Raw genomic sequence first — 18,691 nt, forward strand, 5'->3', positions numbered from 1 at the left:
TGTTGTTTGTTGTTCACTTTTTATTGTTTCTGTTTGCTGCTTTATGTCAAAAGTTAATTGTGCTGAGTAATATTGATCAACGCGATGAGCATTTATTGTAATAAGGAGATTAAAATGCCGACGTTCATCTTATTTTCTATCTGTTCAAACGAATAAACCTTGTAAGGGGACGTTACTTCTCTTTATTATAATCAGGAGCCATTAATCAAAAGAAATAATAATGAACATAAAAAGAACCCTAACAAGCATCGCAATAATAAGTACTATGGCCCTTTCTGGTCATAGTTATGCAGATACCGCTGAAAAAGATCAAGCAAAGAAAGTTTCACCATCAACCTGGCTAAATTTATCTGAAAGTGAGTTAGTTGCCGTTGAAAAATATGCGACCGATTACAAAACTTTTATTTATCAAACACCAACAGAATTAACCTTTGTTACAGAAACTATAAAACGTGCTGAGAAACAAGGTTTTAAGCGTTTGTCTGAAAAAAGTAACTTAAAGCCAGGTGCTCGTTTTTATGACGTCAATCGTGACCGTACTATTTCATTAATTGTTATTGGTAAAAAAGGCCTTGAGCAAGGTACTCGTATTGTTGGCGCTCATATTGATTCACCTCGCCTAGAACTTAAAGGACGACCGCTTTATGAAAAAGAGAAGTTTGCTATGCTGCAGACTTATGTTCATGGTGGTATTAAAACCTATCAATGGGTCAATATCCCTTTAGCACTGGTTGGCCGCGTTGACAAAAAAGATGGGACAGTTGTTAATATCTCTGTTGGCTTTGATGAAAACGATCCCATCTTTATGGTACCTGATTTAGCCCCGCATGTTGATCATCCAAACAGGGATCGTAAAAGTCGTGATGTGATCAAGAAAGAAGAACTTGATGTTATTATCGCAGCTAAGCCTGACTTAGATAAATCAATAAAAGAATTGATCACCGATTTCTTAAAAACAGAGTATGACATTTCAGTCGAAGACTTAGTGTCTGCTGAATTAGCCTTAGTACCAGCAACTAAACCTCGCGATGTTGGCTTTGATCGCAGCATGATCGCTGCTTATGGCCAAGATGATAAGGCAAGCTCTATTGCCGCTGTTACTGCCATCTTTGAACAGAAAATTCCAGAGTATACCTCGGTTGCCTTTTTAGTGGATAACGAAGAAGTGGGCAATATTAATAATACCGGGGCAAGCTCAACTTATCTTGTTGATATGTTAAGTGGCTTGTTATACAACCAAATGGGTGACGATTATAACGATTACCAGTTACGTAAAGTTTTGCGTAATACCAAAGTTATTTCAGCGGATGTTAACCCGGGTGTTAATCCTAATTGGGCTGGTGTTTGGGAATTAGGCAATGCGCCACGTTTAGGTAACGGTATTAACTTGAAACTTTACGGTGGTGGTTTTAATGCTAATTCAGAGTACATGGCATGGACACGTAATTACTTAGATAATAATAAAATCAAATGGCAAACATCGACTTATAAAGGTAAAGCTTCTGGCGGAACTATTGGTAGCGATTTGTCTAATGACAATATGGAAGTAATTGATTTTGGTGTACCCATTTTGTCAATTCACTCTCCTTATGCGGTAGGTTCAAAAGTTGACTTATATTCATTATATAAAGCTATGTCGGCTTTCTATCAGCAAAAATAAACTTAACACGTTAATTTAAATATCAAAAGATCAGCATTTGCTGATCTTTTTTCTTTATATAAAGCTAAAATATCATTTTTTATAATGAATACAAGACTCGATGATATTAGTGCTTTAAGTCTTAGTGGTGATTACTTTATAATTACTGTAATGGATCGCTAAACTTAGGAAGAATTCTTGATATGCTATTAAAATTATTTCAGCTACAAAACCGCCCAATAAACTCATTGTTAAACAACTATAAAAAAACACTTTTATTACTGCCTATCTTTTTGGGTATACAAGCATGTGGAGGAGGTGGTGGCAGCGATAATACGACCCCAACAGCGCCAAAAAGTTATGCTTTTTCATTAACGTCTACACTGACCAATAAATGTGGCGAAAAACTACCGTTTGTTGATGTTGAGTTGTTTATTCAAAATAATGATTGGAGTGTTGTTACAAAGTTACAGCCAAACGATGATGGACTTTTTAGTTTTTTATCAGACAATGAACTCATCAATTACACACTTGTTGCTAAAACTCAGCAAGTAGGAAAAGTGGAAGGTTTAGATTTTGTTAGTTTTCATCAGGTAAAAGCAACAACGCCCGCTATTTATCAGGCAGAACATATCAGTAAAGTTGTTGATGCTAATTGTGAATGTATTACTCGAAATGTTGAAGTATCGCATACCCCTATCTCTGATATAACTCAAGTAACCAGCTCAGCAACATTTACCAGCACTGAAGCTGTAGACTCACAACGCACTGACTTTATTAATGTTGAAGCTTGCCGAGCAATTGATGGCGCTTGGCCACTACATTCTTTCTCGCTTGTTGGTACTGGAAATAACAGTAACGTTTTGGGTGCTGCTGGCTTTATTGATGATTTTAGTCAAACAGCCGTTAATAGCGACAATCAAGCTGTATGGCAACTTTCAGCTTTTGCCGCTATTGAACAAATTGGCTTAAATAAAAATCATCAGCCTTTTACAACACAACAGTTATTTTTGGGGCAGGCGCATTTTGCAACAAGAGTTCTTGAAGATGATAACTCAGTTGATTTATTTAATAGCCATCTTTACGTTTCAGAAACTGTTTATCAATCAAATGCTGAGGTTATTTTATCTGAAACTGATTCTGCCTTTGGTCAAATAAAAATATCGAGCCAGCACCAAGTTATTTCTTCAGCTTTTAACACTAGTTTTGCCTTAGCGGCTGCAACGAAAAAGCCAGATGTTGATGATATTTATTTCTCAGAAATCAAATCAGACTGGAGTTATGATTACAGTAATGTTGCTAATTATCCTTTGGCTATAATTACCGTCAATTATCAAGCTTACCACCCCGAAAATAATACACCTATGCCAGCTAAATGGACAAGTTATGGGCGAATTACTGGTCAATTACCCGTAACTACAGCTTTACCTGGTTATGAAGGTATTATTAATGATGAGACCCTTGTATTGGGTACCAGTACAGATTTGGTACAAAGTGAAGATACTGATAAATATGAAAATTATTTATTGTATTATCAAAATGAAAATAATAACTCTTTTGCTAATAATGTAAAAAATTATCACATATCAATAAAAAAATAAGGTTATCTTTATATGAAAACGGCGCTATAAAGCGCCGTTTTTTATTAATACACGTTACTGTTAGCCATTAATCTACTGCTTGTTTCGCTCTAACAGGATTTGCATACATAGTTAATAACCAATGCTGCTGCTGTTCAGTTAAATCAGACATCCTGCTATTTAACTGATTCATTACGCTTTGCTTAATGTCATCTTGCTGGTGAAGCTGGGCATAAGCCGTTAAGTTGCTGTCATATAATTTATAGTTACTGATAATCTCTTTATCAATAGCTTTTGCAACGGCTTTACTATCGGCATAGTCGCCTTTAATCGCGTGGCAGAACTCAACATGAACACGACCTTTTTTCCCCATTAACCCTTGTGTAATACTATTTAAGTCTTCGTTTTCTTTCTTTTTATAACACCCCGTTGCTTCTCGTTCTGCAAGTTCGATGGCTTTATCTCTATCACAGGGATCAAATTCATACGAAATTGAAACAGGTACAATATTAATTTCATTTAAATAGTCTGCAAGCGGCGTTTGCTTGTCTTTGTTTAGTAATAACATTGAAATTAAAGCCGAGTTGGTTTTGTCTATCCCGTCTTTAGCACGACCTTCTCGCTGCGCTATCCAGATGTTTTGTTGGCGCTCATAAACTGTATGGTGAATATAGGCTGATAATTGCTTTGACGCATTGAGCATGGCACGTTTTGACTCTTCACTGCGTTTAACAATGAAGCTTTTGTTAATACGCATTAAGTCAGCAACCCAAGGTTGATGCAATAAGTTGTCGCCAACTGCTGCCTCAACGGTATTAATGCCACTGTTGTACAATGCCCAATTAATTAATGCGACATCAAGTACTATGTCTCTATGATTACTGATAAACAGCATAGGTTTACTTGTATCAATTTTCTCTAAGCCATGAAAAGTAAAACCATCGGTACTTTTTTTTACGAGGTGATGCAAGTACTTTGCTACTTCACGTTGAATGTCTTCGATGTTATGAAACTTACTCACGCGTAACTTTAACGTCCATTTTACCACTGAGCGACAAATTACCGGTAGAAGCTTGTACAGTCGAGGCATTTTAAAACTAGCAATAGAAGAAAGTAGCCCTTGGTCATTAATCAGTTTTCGGATCACAGTTGCAACCTCATCATCACGATAAGGGCGAATATCATCAAACATGTAAGGTCTCTTTACTGCTTAACAGCGATTAATTAACTTAAAAATTGGCGGATATTATAACCGCTTTTTAAATGAAAAGACTCCTATTGTTTATGCTTTACTTTTTTAAATAATATAATTTCATTAGCTTAGGGGTAAATAATAATATTAATATAAAAAATGAAGCAAAATCCAAATAAAATGTATAATTTTTGCTACAGTTAATTGTGTAAGCTCTTTTATGAATTAATTTATATTTTTTTCATACTAAGGCCTTGCGTTTTTCGACTTTACCCTCAAGTCTTAAATAGAGCAATAAACAAAAGGAATACCTATGAAAATAAATCTTTCAGGTCACCACGTAGATGTTACCGATGGTGTAAAAGAACATATCGATGAAAAATTCTTAAAAATTTCTAACCATTTTCCAACGCTGATCTCATTAGACATTATTCTTTCAAAAGAGCATGGAAAATATGGAGCAGAAATAACAACAAATTATGAAGGTGGTCGTATTGCTGTATCAGCAGAAGACGATGTCATGTTTCCCGCAATTGCTAGTGTAGCCAAAAAGCTTGATGCCGCACTTAAACATAGAAAAGGCCAATTAAAAGCAAATTTACACAGTAAGCCTGTTTCAGTTACGCCTGAAATTGCCCATGAGAAAGTTCAAGAAATGAATTTGAACTAATTTCAAAGTAGTTATACTTAAATGTTTACGGGAGCTATTGCTCCCGTTTTAGTTTCTAGCTTATTATTCTCATTATGAATGGTATACTTAACGTGTGAATAAATAAGGTAGTAGAAGTAAAATATGTTGGCCCTTTCAAATAATGTCTGGTTAGATCAAAATGAACTCGAGTTAACCGCTATTCGTGCACAAGGGGCGGGTGGTCAAAATGTCAATAAAGTATCATCAGCGATTCATTTACGCTTTGATATTAAGGCATCGTCTTTACCTGATTTTTATAAAGAACGTTTATTAGCGTTAAAAGATAAACGTATCACTAAAGAGGGAATTTTAGTTCTCAAGGCGCAACAGTATAGAACACAAGAGAAAAATCGTGAATCTGCGCTTGAGCGTGTTGTTGAAGTGATTAAATCAGCAATGGTTATTCAAAAGGTTCGAAGAGAAACTAAACCATCAAAAAATTCCAAAAAAAGACGCTTAGCGGGTAAATCTCACCGCGGCAATGTAAAAGCACTCCGCGGCAAGGTCACTGACTAGTTAACATTGGTTAAGATATTTTTATTTTACGTCGTAAGCCGACTAAAGATAATGCCAGTAATGCAAAGTAGGATAAGCTACCGCCACCGCTACTATCACTTGAACTGCTCTCCTGATTAATCAGCGTATTTTTTACCGGAGATAGGCTTTCAGCCGTTGTGGTTGAACTATTTGAAATGGTAACAGTACGAATGGTTACAAAATTTTCATTTGCAGGTACAAAATTACTATTAGAACATTGCTCGTCGGTATAGTCTGGCATTGGTATACTTTGACAAATGGGTAACTGGGCTATTTTATCAATATTATCCATACCTTCAATAACTTCACCAAACACCGTGAAACCACCATTTTGTATATCTAAGTTAGCGCTATTATCTTTATAATTAATAAACCACTGACTGGTTGCACTATTAGGACTGTTTCCTACTTTTGCCATCGCGACAGTTGCTCTAACATTTGAATACAAGGGTTCATTTTCTACGGAACTATCGACATCAATGGCCGTTAATGGAAAGTTTCCGTTAAATTCAAAGCCTCCCGCTTGCATAATAAAGTTAGGCACTAAACGATGAACAACAGTATTGTTGAAATCCCCGTCGTTAATGTACTTTAAAAAATTTTCTACTGTTTTAGGTGTGGTTTGATCGTGTAAGTTAATTTTGAAATTCCCTTGAGAAGTTTCAAATTCAACAATTGTCGCATTACTCGATACTGATAATAATGTCGCAATAGAAAATGCACCCGCTAGTACGAGTGATTTAGGAGAATTTTTATACATAGTAACCTTAAATTTATTAGGGATAATAATAGTTGAATACAATGCTAGAGATACTAAAAGTATTAGTCTAAAACAACAAGAGCTTTTCTTACCTGTAAATTTGATTTTGTGGTTGTAGCATTTTTTTTCAGCATATCAATGAGGCTATAAAAGAGGTGAGAACTGATAACGTATATCGTTATTAACGACATACGTTAAATAAATACCGGAATCATCGTCAGAAAAAGTATACCTTTTAAGCTGATGAACGTTATTACCTTAACAGCCCTCAATAGGTATTTTACTCAGTAGTCACTGGCAATACATTTAATGCATAGGCTTTAACTTGCTCATTTTTAAGTTGTTGGCAAGCGAGTTCATATTGCTCTTGATTGATTTTTTTATAACTATATAAACTTTGCAATTTACTGATAAAGCTCGCTTCTTCAATGAGCGTGGCTAAAGGGGATTTTATCAGTTGTTTATTTTCTTGCTGTTTAATAGTCTCAATGATCATTGGCGGTAAATTCCATTTTGAAACAATCGCGGCGGTTAAGCTAATCGAGTGATATGAAATTAAGGCTTTAAAGGTTTGAGAACTAGGTGTCGCGGATGGGTCAACATGATGAAACGCTTCAACCATTAAGTCGAAGATAATCATTTCGCCTAAATTCCTTAATAAGCCAATCAAATAGGCGGCAGAAGCATTATCTATATTAGAACTTTTGTCAGCTAAGTCTTTTGATATTAGAGCTGTTTGTAAAGCATGTTGCCAAATTTTAGTGCCAAAATATTTGAAATATGGCGTGTTTTTTGGGCTAAAATTATTAATAAACACATAAACAACGCCTTCTAGTAATCTTTGTGACCCCATCACCATAAAAGCTGACTTTAAACTGACTATCGGCACATCACTTCGACGGTATTTAGCCGTATTAGCGAGTTTTATCATGCTGGCCGCCATACTGGGTTCTTTCGCAATGATGTTTAAAATTTCATTAACATTAAAATTTTTGTTATTTATTGCTGTTAATACAGCATCAACAGAAGCTGGCATAACGGGAAGTTCAGAAATTAAATTTTGTGGGCGTAACAGTAAGTCATTTATTTGGTCAGCTACATAATCACTAAGAGGATCAATTTTATTGATATACTGAGTGTCGTCATCCCCAAACAATAAATCAAAAAACAACTTATCGTAATCTATTTCTTGATGATCCTTTATTTGACCAGCTAAGTTATCTATTTGTGAAAGAAACGGTTCCTGAGAGACTGATATATTAGCTGTGTTATTACTTTCTCCTTCACTTTTTAGCAGATGAAAATATTCATAGTTAGGTGTAGTTTTCTTAACAAAAGCTGAAGGAAAAATAGCTCTAAGAAGCGATCTAAACATGAAGGGGAATACCTTTATCAATTCACTGAATATATATATAAGTTTAGGTATAAATTCGTTTATTATCGAGATTAAAATAAAAAAGTCGTCTGAATTTACCTAATGTGATTTAAAATCTGAGCAAAAGGTACCAGTAGTTAACAAACATTTAAAGTGAATGAAAAAAACGATTAGTGCGTGGTAAAAAGTTATTATTATAATCTAGAGAAAAAGCGACTTGACTAGATTTGCCAACAATTTCCTTCCTTGGCACTAAGCCAATTACCCGTGAATCTGCACTATTATCTCGGTTGTCGCCCAGAACTAGATACTGACCAGTAGGCACTATAACTTGGTTGAAGTTATCCAATTGTGACGCCAACTTACTGGTTCGAATAAAATGTGGCTGGCCATTGATCGTCTCAATCTTGTCGTGATAATTGTTCGATGGCAGGTTTGTTGTTGATTCTTTTTTGTAGCTAATCACTTGGTTGTTTATAATTAATTTATTGTTTCTCATAGTAACTGTATCACCTGGAACACCAATTACACGTTTTACTAAACGTTTATCTGAGACCACTGAATCAAAAATAATGATGTCATTGGTTTGTGGTTCGGAAAGTGTAACAAGAGAAATATGAGTGAAAGGTAAGCGAATATCATAAGCCATTTTATTAATAAAAATTCTATCGCCTTCAACAATTGTTGGTTTCATTGAACCTGTAGGTACGTCACTCCAGTCAGCGACAGCGCTACGAAAAACTAACATTAAACCAATAAAAATAAATAATAACTTATTTTCTTTCCATAGTTTTTTGAGACTATTTTTCATTTTCTTTCCTTTTAAATATTGATGACACAGGTATAGTTATTAACAGAAAATCTTAGTTTATTATGACCATTATTTTTTGATTTGTTGCTTATGAAATGTAACGGATTATGACAACTGTACTGTTTAACAAGGAAAGAGCTCATGAATAATGCGTTAATAATAGCTTTGTATAATTTTTAAAAAGTAAACTTCGTTGGTCACTTCACTTGCTAGTGTGAAATTTATTTAGTGTTCATATCACTATAGGTTTCGAGCTTAAACTATGGGTCGCTAAGGTAGAATAGATAAAATCAAACGTTAACTTGAGAACAAATAAAAAATTATTATTTACTTGAATTTTTTATTAAAGCTAAGGAGAATTCCTGTAGAATTTACCTGTATTTGTAAAGTAACTAACCAAAACGATTATATTAATGACTAAAAAGATAAAAGTACCGTTAAAACATAAAAACGCTGAATCAGCTGAGATAACCTTAGGTTTAACCGATCCTAAAAGCCCAAGTAATGTCGGTGCTGTAATGCGCGCAGCAGGATGTTATCAAGTTGATAGCGTACTCTACAGTGGTGTTAGGTATGCAAGAGCCGCGAAATTTCATACCGACACACAAAGTGCCAGTAAAAAAATACCTTTAATTGGTGTTGAATCTTTGGTGGAAAGTTTACCCGAAGGGAGCAAGCTAATATGTGTTGATTTAATTGAAGGAGCGGTGCCATTGCCGGCCTTCATTCACCCTAAAAATGCTATGTATGTGTTTGGCCCTGAAGATGGCACTATTAGTCAGGCTGTTATCGATAAAGCTGATGCTGTGGTATATATTCCAACGAATGGTTGTATGAATTTGGCAGCAACAGTAAATGTTTTACTTTATGACCGCTTAGCAAAGTCTGCAATAGCTATTGGTGACGATGAACTTATCCGAAAAAGTAGAGATACAAATAACACGGTAAAAGTGAAACAGTAAAATGGCTTGTTGATAGTGTTAATCTAACGGTTTGTTCATAAAACAAACAAAAGAATTAATAAAGTCGATAAAAAACTTGACTCTTTCTGTCAACGATATACAATGCACGCAGCTAGAAAGTACTACCTATATTTATGTACCAAGTTTCGAAGTTATGTTAGTAGCTCGTCCTGTTTAATAAGTCATAGCAACACTCTCAGCATCATCGTTTTAGTGAATTAAATTTATTTAATGGCTAAAACAAAATTAAGATTAATTATATTAAACAAATAGGATACTATTATGTCTACAACTACTGGTACAGTAAAATGGTTCAACGAGTCTAAAGGTTTTGGTTTCATCGAGCAAGAATCTGGTCCTGACGTTTTCGCACATTTTTCTGCAATCTCTGGCGACGGTTTCAAAACTCTAGCTGAAGGCCAAAAAGTACAGTTTACTGTAACTCAAGGTCAGAAAGGTCCTCAAGCTGAGAACATTCAAGCTCTTTAATTTTGTATCTTGAGCTAACTTAGGTTACCTCATACAAATAAATTGCTAAAAAGGGTAAGACTTATGTCTCACCCTTTTTTTGTGGGAAAAATTTAGTTTCAACGTTTAAAACTTAAGATATGCTTTCAGCTTACCAAGCTCTATCTACTTCGAATAATTTTAAATACGATTATGCACAAGTTAATGCCGTTGCCAAACTTGATGATCTTTCTGAACAAATCTATCAACATGAGCATAAATCTTGGCTTGCTAAACGACTGAAAAAATCGTCTGCTATTCGTGGGATTTATCTTTATGGGAGAGTCGGTCGTGGTAAAACCATGCTTATGGATCTCTTCTTTCAAAATTTAGCCGTTACTGCTAAAAAACGTATTCACTTTCATCGCTTTATTGAAGAAGTACATCAACAATTAAATTTATGTACAGGACAAAGTGATCCATTAACGTTTATTGCTAAGCAATGGGCTAAAAAGATCAAAGTACTGTGTTTTGATGAGTTTTATGTTTCAGATATTGGTGACGCTATGTTGCTTTCTGGCTTATTTCAGGCGTTCTTTCAACAAGATATTATTTTAATCGCTACCTCTAACTGTCGACCCGAAGAACTTTATCGTAATGGGTTACAGCGCGAAAGATTTATGCCTACCATAGATTTAATTAACGATTATTGCCAAGTATTATCGGTTGATGGTGCTGTAGATCATCGCTTAGACCGTTATGATGAAACCGCAATCGCATATCGTGATTATACTTACCCATTAAATAACAAAACGCTTAGACAAAGGTTTTTAGATATTACGGGTATTGTAGGCACTTCAGGTAATATAACCGTTAATCACCGTAAAATCCCTTTTCAAGCGAAAACAGATACTATTATACTTTTTGATTTTTATGCACTATGTTCTGGTCCTAGAAGTCAGCGAGACTACATTAGCCTAGCTGATCATTTTAAATTAGTATTGCTTGACCAAGTTCCTCAATTTGATGGAGAGCGCATAACGTCTGTTATATCAGGCGTAGAAGATGACTATCAACGCGACGGTAAATTGTTAAGCCAACTTCGCCACTTAGATGATGAAGCTCGGCGCTTTATTGCTGTTGTTGATGAATTTTATGATAGAAATATACGACTTATTATTAATGCTGAAGTTGATATTATTGAGCTTTACCAAGGACAGCAATTAAGTTTTGAGTTTGCTCGCTGCCAATCCCGTCTCATTGAAATGCAACAATTAGCATATTAGCCACAAATGTGTTTATTTCACTAATAAATGGTATTTAATTTTCATTTTATTTTATGTTTATTTTGTATCTTATTGAATTTTATTGGTTTTACTAGTTGGCACTAGTTTTGTAATGTCTATATTAAGTTAGGCATTATTTAATCGATAACAATCGAAGGGCATAATATGAAAACACTCATCGCAACAGCACTTATATTGGCAAGCAGCAGTACGTTCGCTTCCACCGCATCTTTTACAAATGACTCATGCAATGCAACAATATCTGGTGGTATTAAAATTACGCCAACCGCTATTGAATTCTCTAAAAGTAAACTGCCACTCTATAAAATTGTTGATAATGAACGATTATATGTCAATGGTGTTCAAGTTGACTTAACAGATAATCAGCAATCCTTGGTTCATGATTATTCGTCTGGCATTAGGGCTGCAGTTCCACAAGTAAAAAGTGTTGCATTAGATGCTATTGATCTTGCGAATGACGGCATTAATTTAGCGTTTAATGAGTTACTCGGTCAAGATAATACGCTGAGTGCTGAAATTACTAGTCAACTTTCAGAGATACGTAAAGAAGTTGATCTGGGCTTAACCAGTGATAATGACATTTATTTTGACGAGGATGGTTTTTCAGGAGAAAACTTTTTCAACGAAGATTTTGAGCAACGTATTGAAAGTGCAATAGAAAAGACGGTGCAAAATTCGATTGGTAGTTTAATGATAGCGGTAGGGCAACAGATGCTTTTCTCTGGTGGCGATATGAACGCTTTTGAATCTCGTATGGAGGATTTCGGTGAAAAAATGGAAAACGAAATGGAATCTCGTGGCGAACAAATTAAAAAAAATAGTGAAGTACTTTGTCAATCTGTTGTCGACATCGATGCACTTGAAGACAGGTTAACTAACGAAATAATAGTGTTAAAAGACTTTAATTTATTAACCACTACTGTTTCATCTAAAAACACTAAAGAACTTATGTAATTTTAACTAAATATAGATAAAATTCTGTATCGCCTATTATAACATGGGCGCGTTACTCTCTAATCATTGACAATAAAAACAAGTAAATAATTCAGTTACTTGTTTTTTGTCAATCGAACCATTGACTTAATTAACTGCCATTTGTCATCTGTGACTGCTCGTCAGCCCAAGAAAGTGCTTGGTTGTAATCTCTAATGACTTTTTCCTTTTCTATACCTAACTTCTTCATAACAATAGTGGTTTCATCCCATTGTGCATGTTCAATGTACTCTAATAACTGGATTAATTCAGCCAATACGCCTTTCTTAGTGAGTAAAGAAATCTTTATCTCTTGCGCAAGTGGTAACTTTTCTAAAACAGTTTCAAGTTTTTCATCTAAAATGGCATCAATTAATGATAATAAGCCCGTTAAGAAAGCAATAGATGAATCTATTGGAGCATTTATATCCTTTGAGACAAGTTCACAAAATTTAGCACGAGCCATCGCTGAATTAATTAACTCTGAAGGTTTGTCAGGGTTAACATTTATAGCAAACATCAAACCTAAAAATCGCTTTAATTCTTGTGACCCTAGTGTTACAAGTGCTTGTTTTATTGTTGATATTTCATTGCGTCTGCGAAATATTGCCGAGTTAACATATCTTAATAGTTTATAAGAAAGCGTTACATCGCGTTCAAAGACTGAAGTAATACTGATTAAATCTAATTCGGGTTTTGATGTTTCATAAAGTAACTCAGCCATGGCAATCTGTGATGGAGAGAGACTTTTAGTTTTTATCATCTCAGGCTTAGCAAAGAAAAAGCCTTGGAATAGTTCAAAGCCTAATTCTAGTGCTTGATTATACTCGTCGTAAGTTTCAACTTTTTCTGCAAGCAATTTAATATCAGGGAAATTAATAATCGCTTGTTTAACTTCTTTGATTTCTTCAATAGTGGATATTTTCCAATCTATTTTTATTATTTTGATATAAGGGAAAAAATGTATCCACACTTTTTGATGTTCATAATCATCTAGCGCTAGTGTATAACCTTGTTCATAAAGATCTTTGCAAATAGCTAATAGCTTTTTACCCGGCTTAACGGTTTCAAGAATTTCAACGACGACTTCATCAGTGGTCAGCATATTTGCGTAACCAAGACTTAATGTTTCAAGGGTAAAATTAATAAAGGCGGGCTTATTACCAGTAAATTCTCCTATACCTAAGTTAAATTTACTTGCTTCAATCATTTTTGTGGTGGCTTCATCGCCATCGATATCAGGAAAAACGTTGTCAATGCTGTCTCTAAATAGCAATTCATAGGCAAAAAGATTTTTGTCTTTATCTAGAATGGGTTGCCTGGCGGCATAAAAATACATAAAAATTCCTGATATTTTCGTAACTATATTGAATATATTGGAAAAAGGATAAATTAGCATCAACTATTTTTATATATTAGTTGCTGGCATAAAAATATTACATGGATAATACCTTTAATATAGTTGAAAACAATAAAAGTATAGTAATAGCAAAATATCTAGTCATACTAGCTTAATCTATTTTTTGCTTAGTAACAGAAGTTTTTAACATTTTTTTTACTTAGTAAAAATATAATAATACTTTCGGAGGTTAATTTGGCATTTGGTACATTATTTTCTTTAGGTTTATATTTTATTGTTATGATCGGTATAGGTTTATATGCCTTTAAAAAATCGACCAGTGACGCAGCAGGTTATATGCTAGGAGGGCGTAATCTAAGTCCTTCAGTGACGGCTCTTTCCGCTGGGGCTTCTGACATGAGTGGTTGGATGCTAATGGGCATACCAGGTGCTATGTATGTGACAGGTTTAAGCAGTATTTGGATCGCCGTAGGTTTAGTAATTGGTGCTTATTTTAATTATTTAATTGTTGCGCCTCGTTTGAGAACTTATACCGAAGTAGCAAATGATTCGATAACTTTACCTGATTTCTTTGAAAACCGTTTTAATGATAAGCGCCATTTGCTACGCGTAGTTTCATCAATTGTTATTATTGTCTTTTTCACGCTTTATACTTCATCAGGTATCGTTGCTGGTGGTAAATTGTTTGAAAGCTCTTTCGGATTAGATTATGAAGTTGGGCTCTACGTTACCGCAGGTGTTGTTGTACTTTATACTATGTTTGGTGGTTTTTTAGCCGTAAGCTTAACCGATTTTGTGCAAGGGTGTATTATGTTCGTAGCGCTTGTGCTGGTACCTTTTGTGGTTATAAGCGATATTGGTGGCGTACAAACAATGAATGATGTTATTCATTCTATTGATGCTGAAAAGTTTAATATGTTTAATGGTGTTAGTGCGCTGGCGATTATTTCAGCGATGGCTTGGGGCTTAGGTTATTTTGGCCAGCCACATATCATTGTGCGCTTTATGGCAATCCGGTCAGTTAAAGATTTACCTGCTGCTCGTCGTATTGGTATGACTTGGATGATCGTTTCTATTTGTGGTGCTATGGCAACTGGTTTTGCTGGTATTGCTTATGTGGCGAAAACGGGTACAGAATTAACCGATCCAGAAACTATTTTTGTATTATTTTCTCAGGTTTTATTTCACCCTCTCATTTCTGGCTTTTTATTAGCCGCTATTTTAGCTGCTATAATGAGCACCATTTCTTCTCAATTATTAGTGACATCAAGCTCATTAACCGGTGACTTTTATCAAGCGTTTCTAAATAAAGATGCTACTGATAAACAGCTTGTTTTTGTTGGCCGTTTATCTGTACTTCTAGTTGCTATTGTTGCGATATCTTTAGCTTATGACCGAAATAGCTCTATTTTAAGTTTGGTTAGTAATGCTTGGGCAGGATTTGGCGCAGCATTTGGACCACTAGTTATCTTAAGTCTCTACTGGAAAAAAATGAACAAACAAGGCGCTTTAGCAGGTATGTTAACGGGCGCTATAACCGTTCTTATTTGGATTTATGCTCCGATAACTGTCGGTGGTGAACTATTGAGTTCAGTGATGTATGAAATTGTTCCTGGTTTTATACTTTCAACAATAGCGATTGTTGTGGTGAGTAACTTTACCGCGGCACCTGATGAATCTGTTGAAAAGATGTTTGATGAGATGATAGAGCAGCACAATATCGATTAATGGTATTGTAAACTCGCTTAAATAAAGCCCGTTATTGATGTTCAATAACGGGCTTTTTATGTTCTGGATGAACGGTATAGCGTGGTGCCAAGGATGGCAAGGAACGTATATGTTCAGGATGAACGGTCATGATTTTTGTTCCTGACAAATCATAAGCACCTCCATCCCTGGAGGCAATAGCGTGGTGCCAAGGATGGCAAGGAACGTATATGTTATTTTAATCTCTATTTTATTGAGGTCAGTACTAGATACTGAAACGAGTTCAGCATGACGATTATGGTATCTGTGGTTTGAATTGAGGGGATTAAGAACGTCGTCGCCATGGTTTCATGTGCGACGACGTTAACAGTAAAATATTATTTTTATGACTTAAATAGACCAGCTAATATTTCTATCGATGGCTGTTTGCCACTGCGTAAGCGATTCACTTTTGTCAGCAACTACAATAATATTACTGTTTTTAAAGTGTTGGGATTTTCCTATTAATTTATCTGTTGCAAAATCAGCGGTAAATTCAAGCTCTTCATTATTGGGCACAATAAAAACAGTGACCATGCTTGTTGCACCTTGAAAAACTAAGTGGAGGCTTTTCATGCCATCAAACCGGCAATAATTGGCAAACATTAATTTGCCTATGCTATCTGTAAAACTGCCATTAAACGTCGCCATTTTATCGTTAAGAGAGGCTAAGCTCACATTTGCAGTTGAAGTGTTAGAAAAATGTCCTTCTTCATGGGCAATATGAGCTATCGCATAATCTCCTAGGTTGTTATAGGCATTAGAAAACTGCATAAAATTAATCGTTAAACCCATAACAAAGGCAACAGACGCAGCTAAAGCTAAACGCACACGACTTTTACGCTTTTGCTGCTGATGACTGGCCATTGTTTGACGTAAAATAAGTTTATCGCTTAAGCCTTTAGGTACTTCAATATTTAACGCTTGAAAGAGTTTACTGTCTAAACTTTCAAGTTCTTGTGTAAAACTTTGCTTGGCAGGGTCACTGTGAATTGCAGCAAGCATATCTTCATCACGTGTATTTGGATCTGCATAAATACGACGTCTAAATTGCAAATCATCCATTGTATTGACCTCTAACTTTGGGAGTATTATCTAAAGCTTCTTTTAATTGATTACGCGCTCTAAACAACCTTGTCATCACGGTATTCTTATTTAAATCGAGCTGTTTAGCTATTTCTTCACCTGAAAAACCACCAATAATTTGTAAAACTAATGGCTCTCGGTATTCTTCTGGCATTTGTGCTATTTTTTCACGCAGCCAATAGTTTTCAATTTCTTGCTCGCTACTTGTTGATTTAGTATCGGTAATAGTGGCTTCTTCATATTCACTCATATCAAATCGTTTACGTTCGAAACGACGAGCATTCTCTCGTCGTAAAATTGTGATCAACCATGACTTAGCTGCTTTTTCATCTTTTAATGAATCTAAAGCTCGCCATGCCCGTAAAAATGTCTCTTGCACTAAGTCTTCAGCCACATGTTTATCGTGACATAGCCAATAAGCATAACGGAATAAATCGCCATGCAAAGCTTTAACTAGTGCTTCATATCTAACTTGTTTTGTTGCCATGTTGTAAGAGACCTGAGCTGACATTATTTTATTTCGCTTTTAAAAATATATTTCATTTTTATCTTGGATTCAGAGTTAAAACCTTAGCTTCATTAACTTTTAATCCTTGCTTATTAATAGCTTGAATTAAGATTGTTAAGGCCTTTCCTTGCCATTTTTTTTGCTCTTTCCCATAATAACATTGCTGTAACAACTCAATTTCCTCCTGAAATTTATTATCATTAATTTCGATTAACGCATCATCAAGTGTTGCTGTTATTTTGTTACCTGCTTTTGCTTGTAAGGTATTTATCCATGGCGATATTAAAGCGAGCACTTCTAAGCCCTGATTTTTTTTACAGGCGGCTAATAAAGATAAGTAAGGATTATTATTTCTATTATCAATCTTCGTTGTTTTTACTGTCAATGGTTTAGAGCGTTTTGCACTGATAAACCACGCTAAAGCAGTAAGTAGCCATAAGGTTAAAAATAGCCATTGTAGCCAGGATGCTTGAGTAACAACAATTGTCTCCGTTGGAATAAGTACTTTGTTTTGCTGATTTTTCATGACAGCTGGAGCTGTGTTAAGCTCGCTATTAGGTAAAACTGTAATTTTTTGAGCAGCAATTGTAGCGATTTGATAACGGTTAGTGACGGTGTTCCACCACGGAATACTTATCTCCGGTAGCTGATATTCGCCAGGCTTACTGGCAACAATGGCAAAATTTCTAACTTTTTGGCTAACCAAATGGCCACTGCTCATGCCGGTATGTAATTGAGCTTGGTCTGGATAGACTTTCAGGCCTTTGGGCACCGTCATCTCTAAAAGTGGCAATTGTTCTTCGGATAAACCTGCTGCAGTTAAGGTAATGATGCGCGTAATCGGCTCGCCTACTTTGAACGTTGTTAAATCAGGTTGCCAGTCTTGATGAATAGCCAGTAAATTACTCGGTAACCACGTGCCTTGAAATGTTTCAGGGATAGGACGAACTAGCAGTTGAATTTCATCGCCAATGACACTAACAGGTTTAGTTTCTGAAAAGCTAAACATGTTATTTCTTCGCGTTGATGGCACTAATATTTCGCCAGAGAATAGCGGTGACTTTAACGTAAATTCACCACTATTTTTAGGACTTATTGCATAGGTTCTTTCAATAACTCGATAGCGACGGCCATTAATAATAGTATCTTCTTCTTTATCTTTTCCTATTTGAGTAATGCTGGCGCTTTCTAAGGTTGGTTCGCTTAAGCTGCCACGCTTCAATTCTGCAGCAAAGTGCAGCTTTACTGTTAAGGTTAATTGTTGTTGAACATAGACTTCTTTGGCCGATATTTCAGTGGTAATAAAAATGTCTTGTTGTTTGTCAGCAAGCGGATCATTTTCAGCTAATATTTGTACTTTTATGGCTTGAGAGTTTATGCCCGCAATGGTGAAAGGAGGAATAATAAAATCGCCTGCTGATTTGCCTATTAGTAAAGTAGTCCAGGTTGTTGTTTGTGTCGTTTTAAAATTAACCATACTGGTTTGAGAACTCACCGATGTTCTACCAACGACAAAGTCTTTTAATAACGCGGAGGTATTTAAAGCGTTGGTGTCGACATCGTCATCTATGGTGATTTTTAAAATAAAAGACTCATTAACCACGATAGGATTCTTATCAATAGTTGTACTAATTTGAGTTGCCGCAAACGCATTAGAGGTAAAAAGCGTATTACTGAGCAAAATAGTTAATAGGGCTATTATTGTTTGGGTCATTATT

17 protein-coding genes are annotated in these 18,691 nt (G+C 35.3%); 9 read left to right on the top strand and 8 right to left on the bottom strand.

From position 1 onward, the window contains the following. Positions 1 to 220: 220 nt before the first annotated feature. Together H4J62_RS09385 and H4J62_RS09390 are read left to right on the top strand one after the other, a co-directional pair. The gene (locus H4J62_RS09385) at positions 221 to 1,660 is read left to right on the top strand and encodes a hypothetical protein (RefSeq protein WP_220470075.1); all 1,440 of its coding nucleotides are present in this window, start codon (positions 221 to 223) and stop codon (positions 1,658 to 1,660) included. A 182-nt stretch (positions 1,661 to 1,842) separates the two neighbouring features. Further along, entirely contained in the window at positions 1,843 to 3,240 is a 1,398-nt protein-coding gene (locus H4J62_RS09390; protein ID WP_182215081.1) for a hypothetical protein, read from the top strand. A gap of 67 nt (positions 3,241 to 3,307) precedes the next feature. Here H4J62_RS09390 and H4J62_RS09395 read toward each other — a convergent pair whose 3' ends face one another. Further along, positions 3,308 to 4,411, bottom strand: coding sequence for a 1-acyl-sn-glycerol-3-phosphate acyltransferase (locus H4J62_RS09395; protein ID WP_182215079.1), 1,104 nt, complete (start codon positions 4,409 to 4,411; stop codon positions 3,308 to 3,310). A 313-nt stretch (positions 4,412 to 4,724) separates the two neighbouring features. On the opposite strand from H4J62_RS09395, the gene hpf reads away from it, so the two are divergent. Beyond that, on the top strand, positions 4,725 to 5,081 hold the full coding sequence (hpf, locus tag H4J62_RS09400; protein WP_070376060.1) for a ribosome hibernation-promoting factor, HPF/YfiA family: 357 nt from the start codon (positions 4,725 to 4,727) through the stop codon (positions 5,079 to 5,081). A gap of 123 nt (positions 5,082 to 5,204) precedes the next feature. Next, positions 5,205 to 5,618: an alternative ribosome rescue aminoacyl-tRNA hydrolase ArfB gene (gene arfB, locus H4J62_RS09405; RefSeq protein WP_070376061.1), complete on the top strand. Its 414-nt coding sequence runs from the start codon at positions 5,205 to 5,207 to the stop codon at positions 5,616 to 5,618. A gap of 10 nt (positions 5,619 to 5,628) precedes the next feature. Here arfB and H4J62_RS09410 read toward each other — a convergent pair whose 3' ends face one another. The 3 genes from H4J62_RS09410 to lepB form a co-directional block, all read right to left on the bottom strand. Beyond that, positions 5,629 to 6,399, bottom strand: a complete 771-nt coding sequence (locus H4J62_RS09410) for a peptidylprolyl isomerase (protein ID WP_182215077.1) — start codon at positions 6,397 to 6,399, stop codon at positions 5,629 to 5,631. Between the two features lie 280 nt (positions 6,400 to 6,679). Further along, positions 6,680 to 7,774, bottom strand: coding sequence for an HDOD domain-containing protein (locus H4J62_RS09415; protein WP_182215075.1), 1,095 nt, complete (start codon positions 7,772 to 7,774; stop codon positions 6,680 to 6,682). 148 nt (positions 7,775 to 7,922) lie between these two features. Next, positions 7,923 to 8,585 (bottom strand): signal peptidase I, encoded by a 663-nt coding sequence (lepB, locus tag H4J62_RS09420; protein ID WP_182215073.1) that lies wholly within the window; start codon positions 8,583 to 8,585, stop codon positions 7,923 to 7,925. Between the two features lie 413 nt (positions 8,586 to 8,998). Here lepB and H4J62_RS09425 point away from each other — a divergent pair, with 413 nt between their 5' ends. The 4 genes from H4J62_RS09425 (at position 8,999) to H4J62_RS09440 (ending at position 12,255) form a co-directional block, all read left to right on the top strand. Further along, complete coding sequence (locus H4J62_RS09425; RefSeq protein WP_182215072.1) at positions 8,999 to 9,547, top strand: RNA methyltransferase; 549 nt, start codon at positions 8,999 to 9,001, stop codon at positions 9,545 to 9,547. A gap of 282 nt (positions 9,548 to 9,829) precedes the next feature. Then, entirely contained in the window at positions 9,830 to 10,036 is a 207-nt protein-coding gene (locus tag H4J62_RS09430; RefSeq protein WP_070376065.1) for a cold-shock protein, read from the top strand. 119 nt (positions 10,037 to 10,155) lie between these two features. Further along, positions 10,156 to 11,280 (top strand): cell division protein ZapE, encoded by a 1,125-nt coding sequence (gene zapE, locus H4J62_RS09435; protein WP_182215070.1) that lies wholly within the window; start codon positions 10,156 to 10,158, stop codon positions 11,278 to 11,280. A gap of 165 nt (positions 11,281 to 11,445) precedes the next feature. Further along, positions 11,446 to 12,255, top strand: a complete 810-nt coding sequence (locus H4J62_RS09440; RefSeq protein ID WP_182215068.1) for a DUF2884 family protein — start codon at positions 11,446 to 11,448, stop codon at positions 12,253 to 12,255. A 130-nt stretch (positions 12,256 to 12,385) separates the two neighbouring features. On the opposite strand, the gene H4J62_RS09445 is transcribed toward H4J62_RS09440, so the two are convergent. After that, entirely contained in the window at positions 12,386 to 13,612 is a 1,227-nt protein-coding gene (locus tag H4J62_RS09445) for an EAL and HDOD domain-containing protein (RefSeq protein ID WP_182215066.1), read from the bottom strand. Positions 13,613 to 13,867: 255 nt separating this feature from the next. On the opposite strand from H4J62_RS09445, the gene putP reads away from it, so the two are divergent. Continuing rightward, positions 13,868 to 15,361 (top strand): sodium/proline symporter PutP, encoded by a 1,494-nt coding sequence (gene putP / locus H4J62_RS09450; protein ID WP_182215064.1) that lies wholly within the window; start codon positions 13,868 to 13,870, stop codon positions 15,359 to 15,361. 369 nt (positions 15,362 to 15,730) lie between these two features. On the opposite strand, the gene H4J62_RS09455 is transcribed toward putP, so the two are convergent. From H4J62_RS09455 to H4J62_RS09465, 3 genes are read right to left on the bottom strand one after another with little or no spacing between them, the layout of a single operon-like run. Then, a complete protein-coding gene (locus tag H4J62_RS09455; protein ID WP_182215062.1) occupies positions 15,731 to 16,444 on the bottom strand; it encodes a DUF3379 family protein in 714 nt (237 codons plus the stop codon). Beyond that, positions 16,437 to 16,952, bottom strand: a complete 516-nt coding sequence (locus H4J62_RS09460) for a sigma-70 family RNA polymerase sigma factor (protein ID WP_070377194.1) — start codon at positions 16,950 to 16,952, stop codon at positions 16,437 to 16,439. The genes H4J62_RS09455 and H4J62_RS09460 overlap by 8 nt, the downstream gene beginning before the upstream one ends. Before the next feature lie 58 nt (positions 16,953 to 17,010). Continuing rightward, positions 17,011 to 18,687, bottom strand: coding sequence for a BatD family protein (locus tag H4J62_RS09465; RefSeq protein WP_182215060.1), 1,677 nt, complete (start codon positions 18,685 to 18,687; stop codon positions 17,011 to 17,013). Positions 18,688 to 18,691 lie beyond the last annotated feature (4 nt).

Origin of the sequence: Colwellia sp. BRX8-5 (assembly GCF_014077325.1) — a bacterium.
Taxonomy (GTDB): Bacteria; Pseudomonadota; Gammaproteobacteria; order Enterobacterales; family Alteromonadaceae; genus Colwellia_A.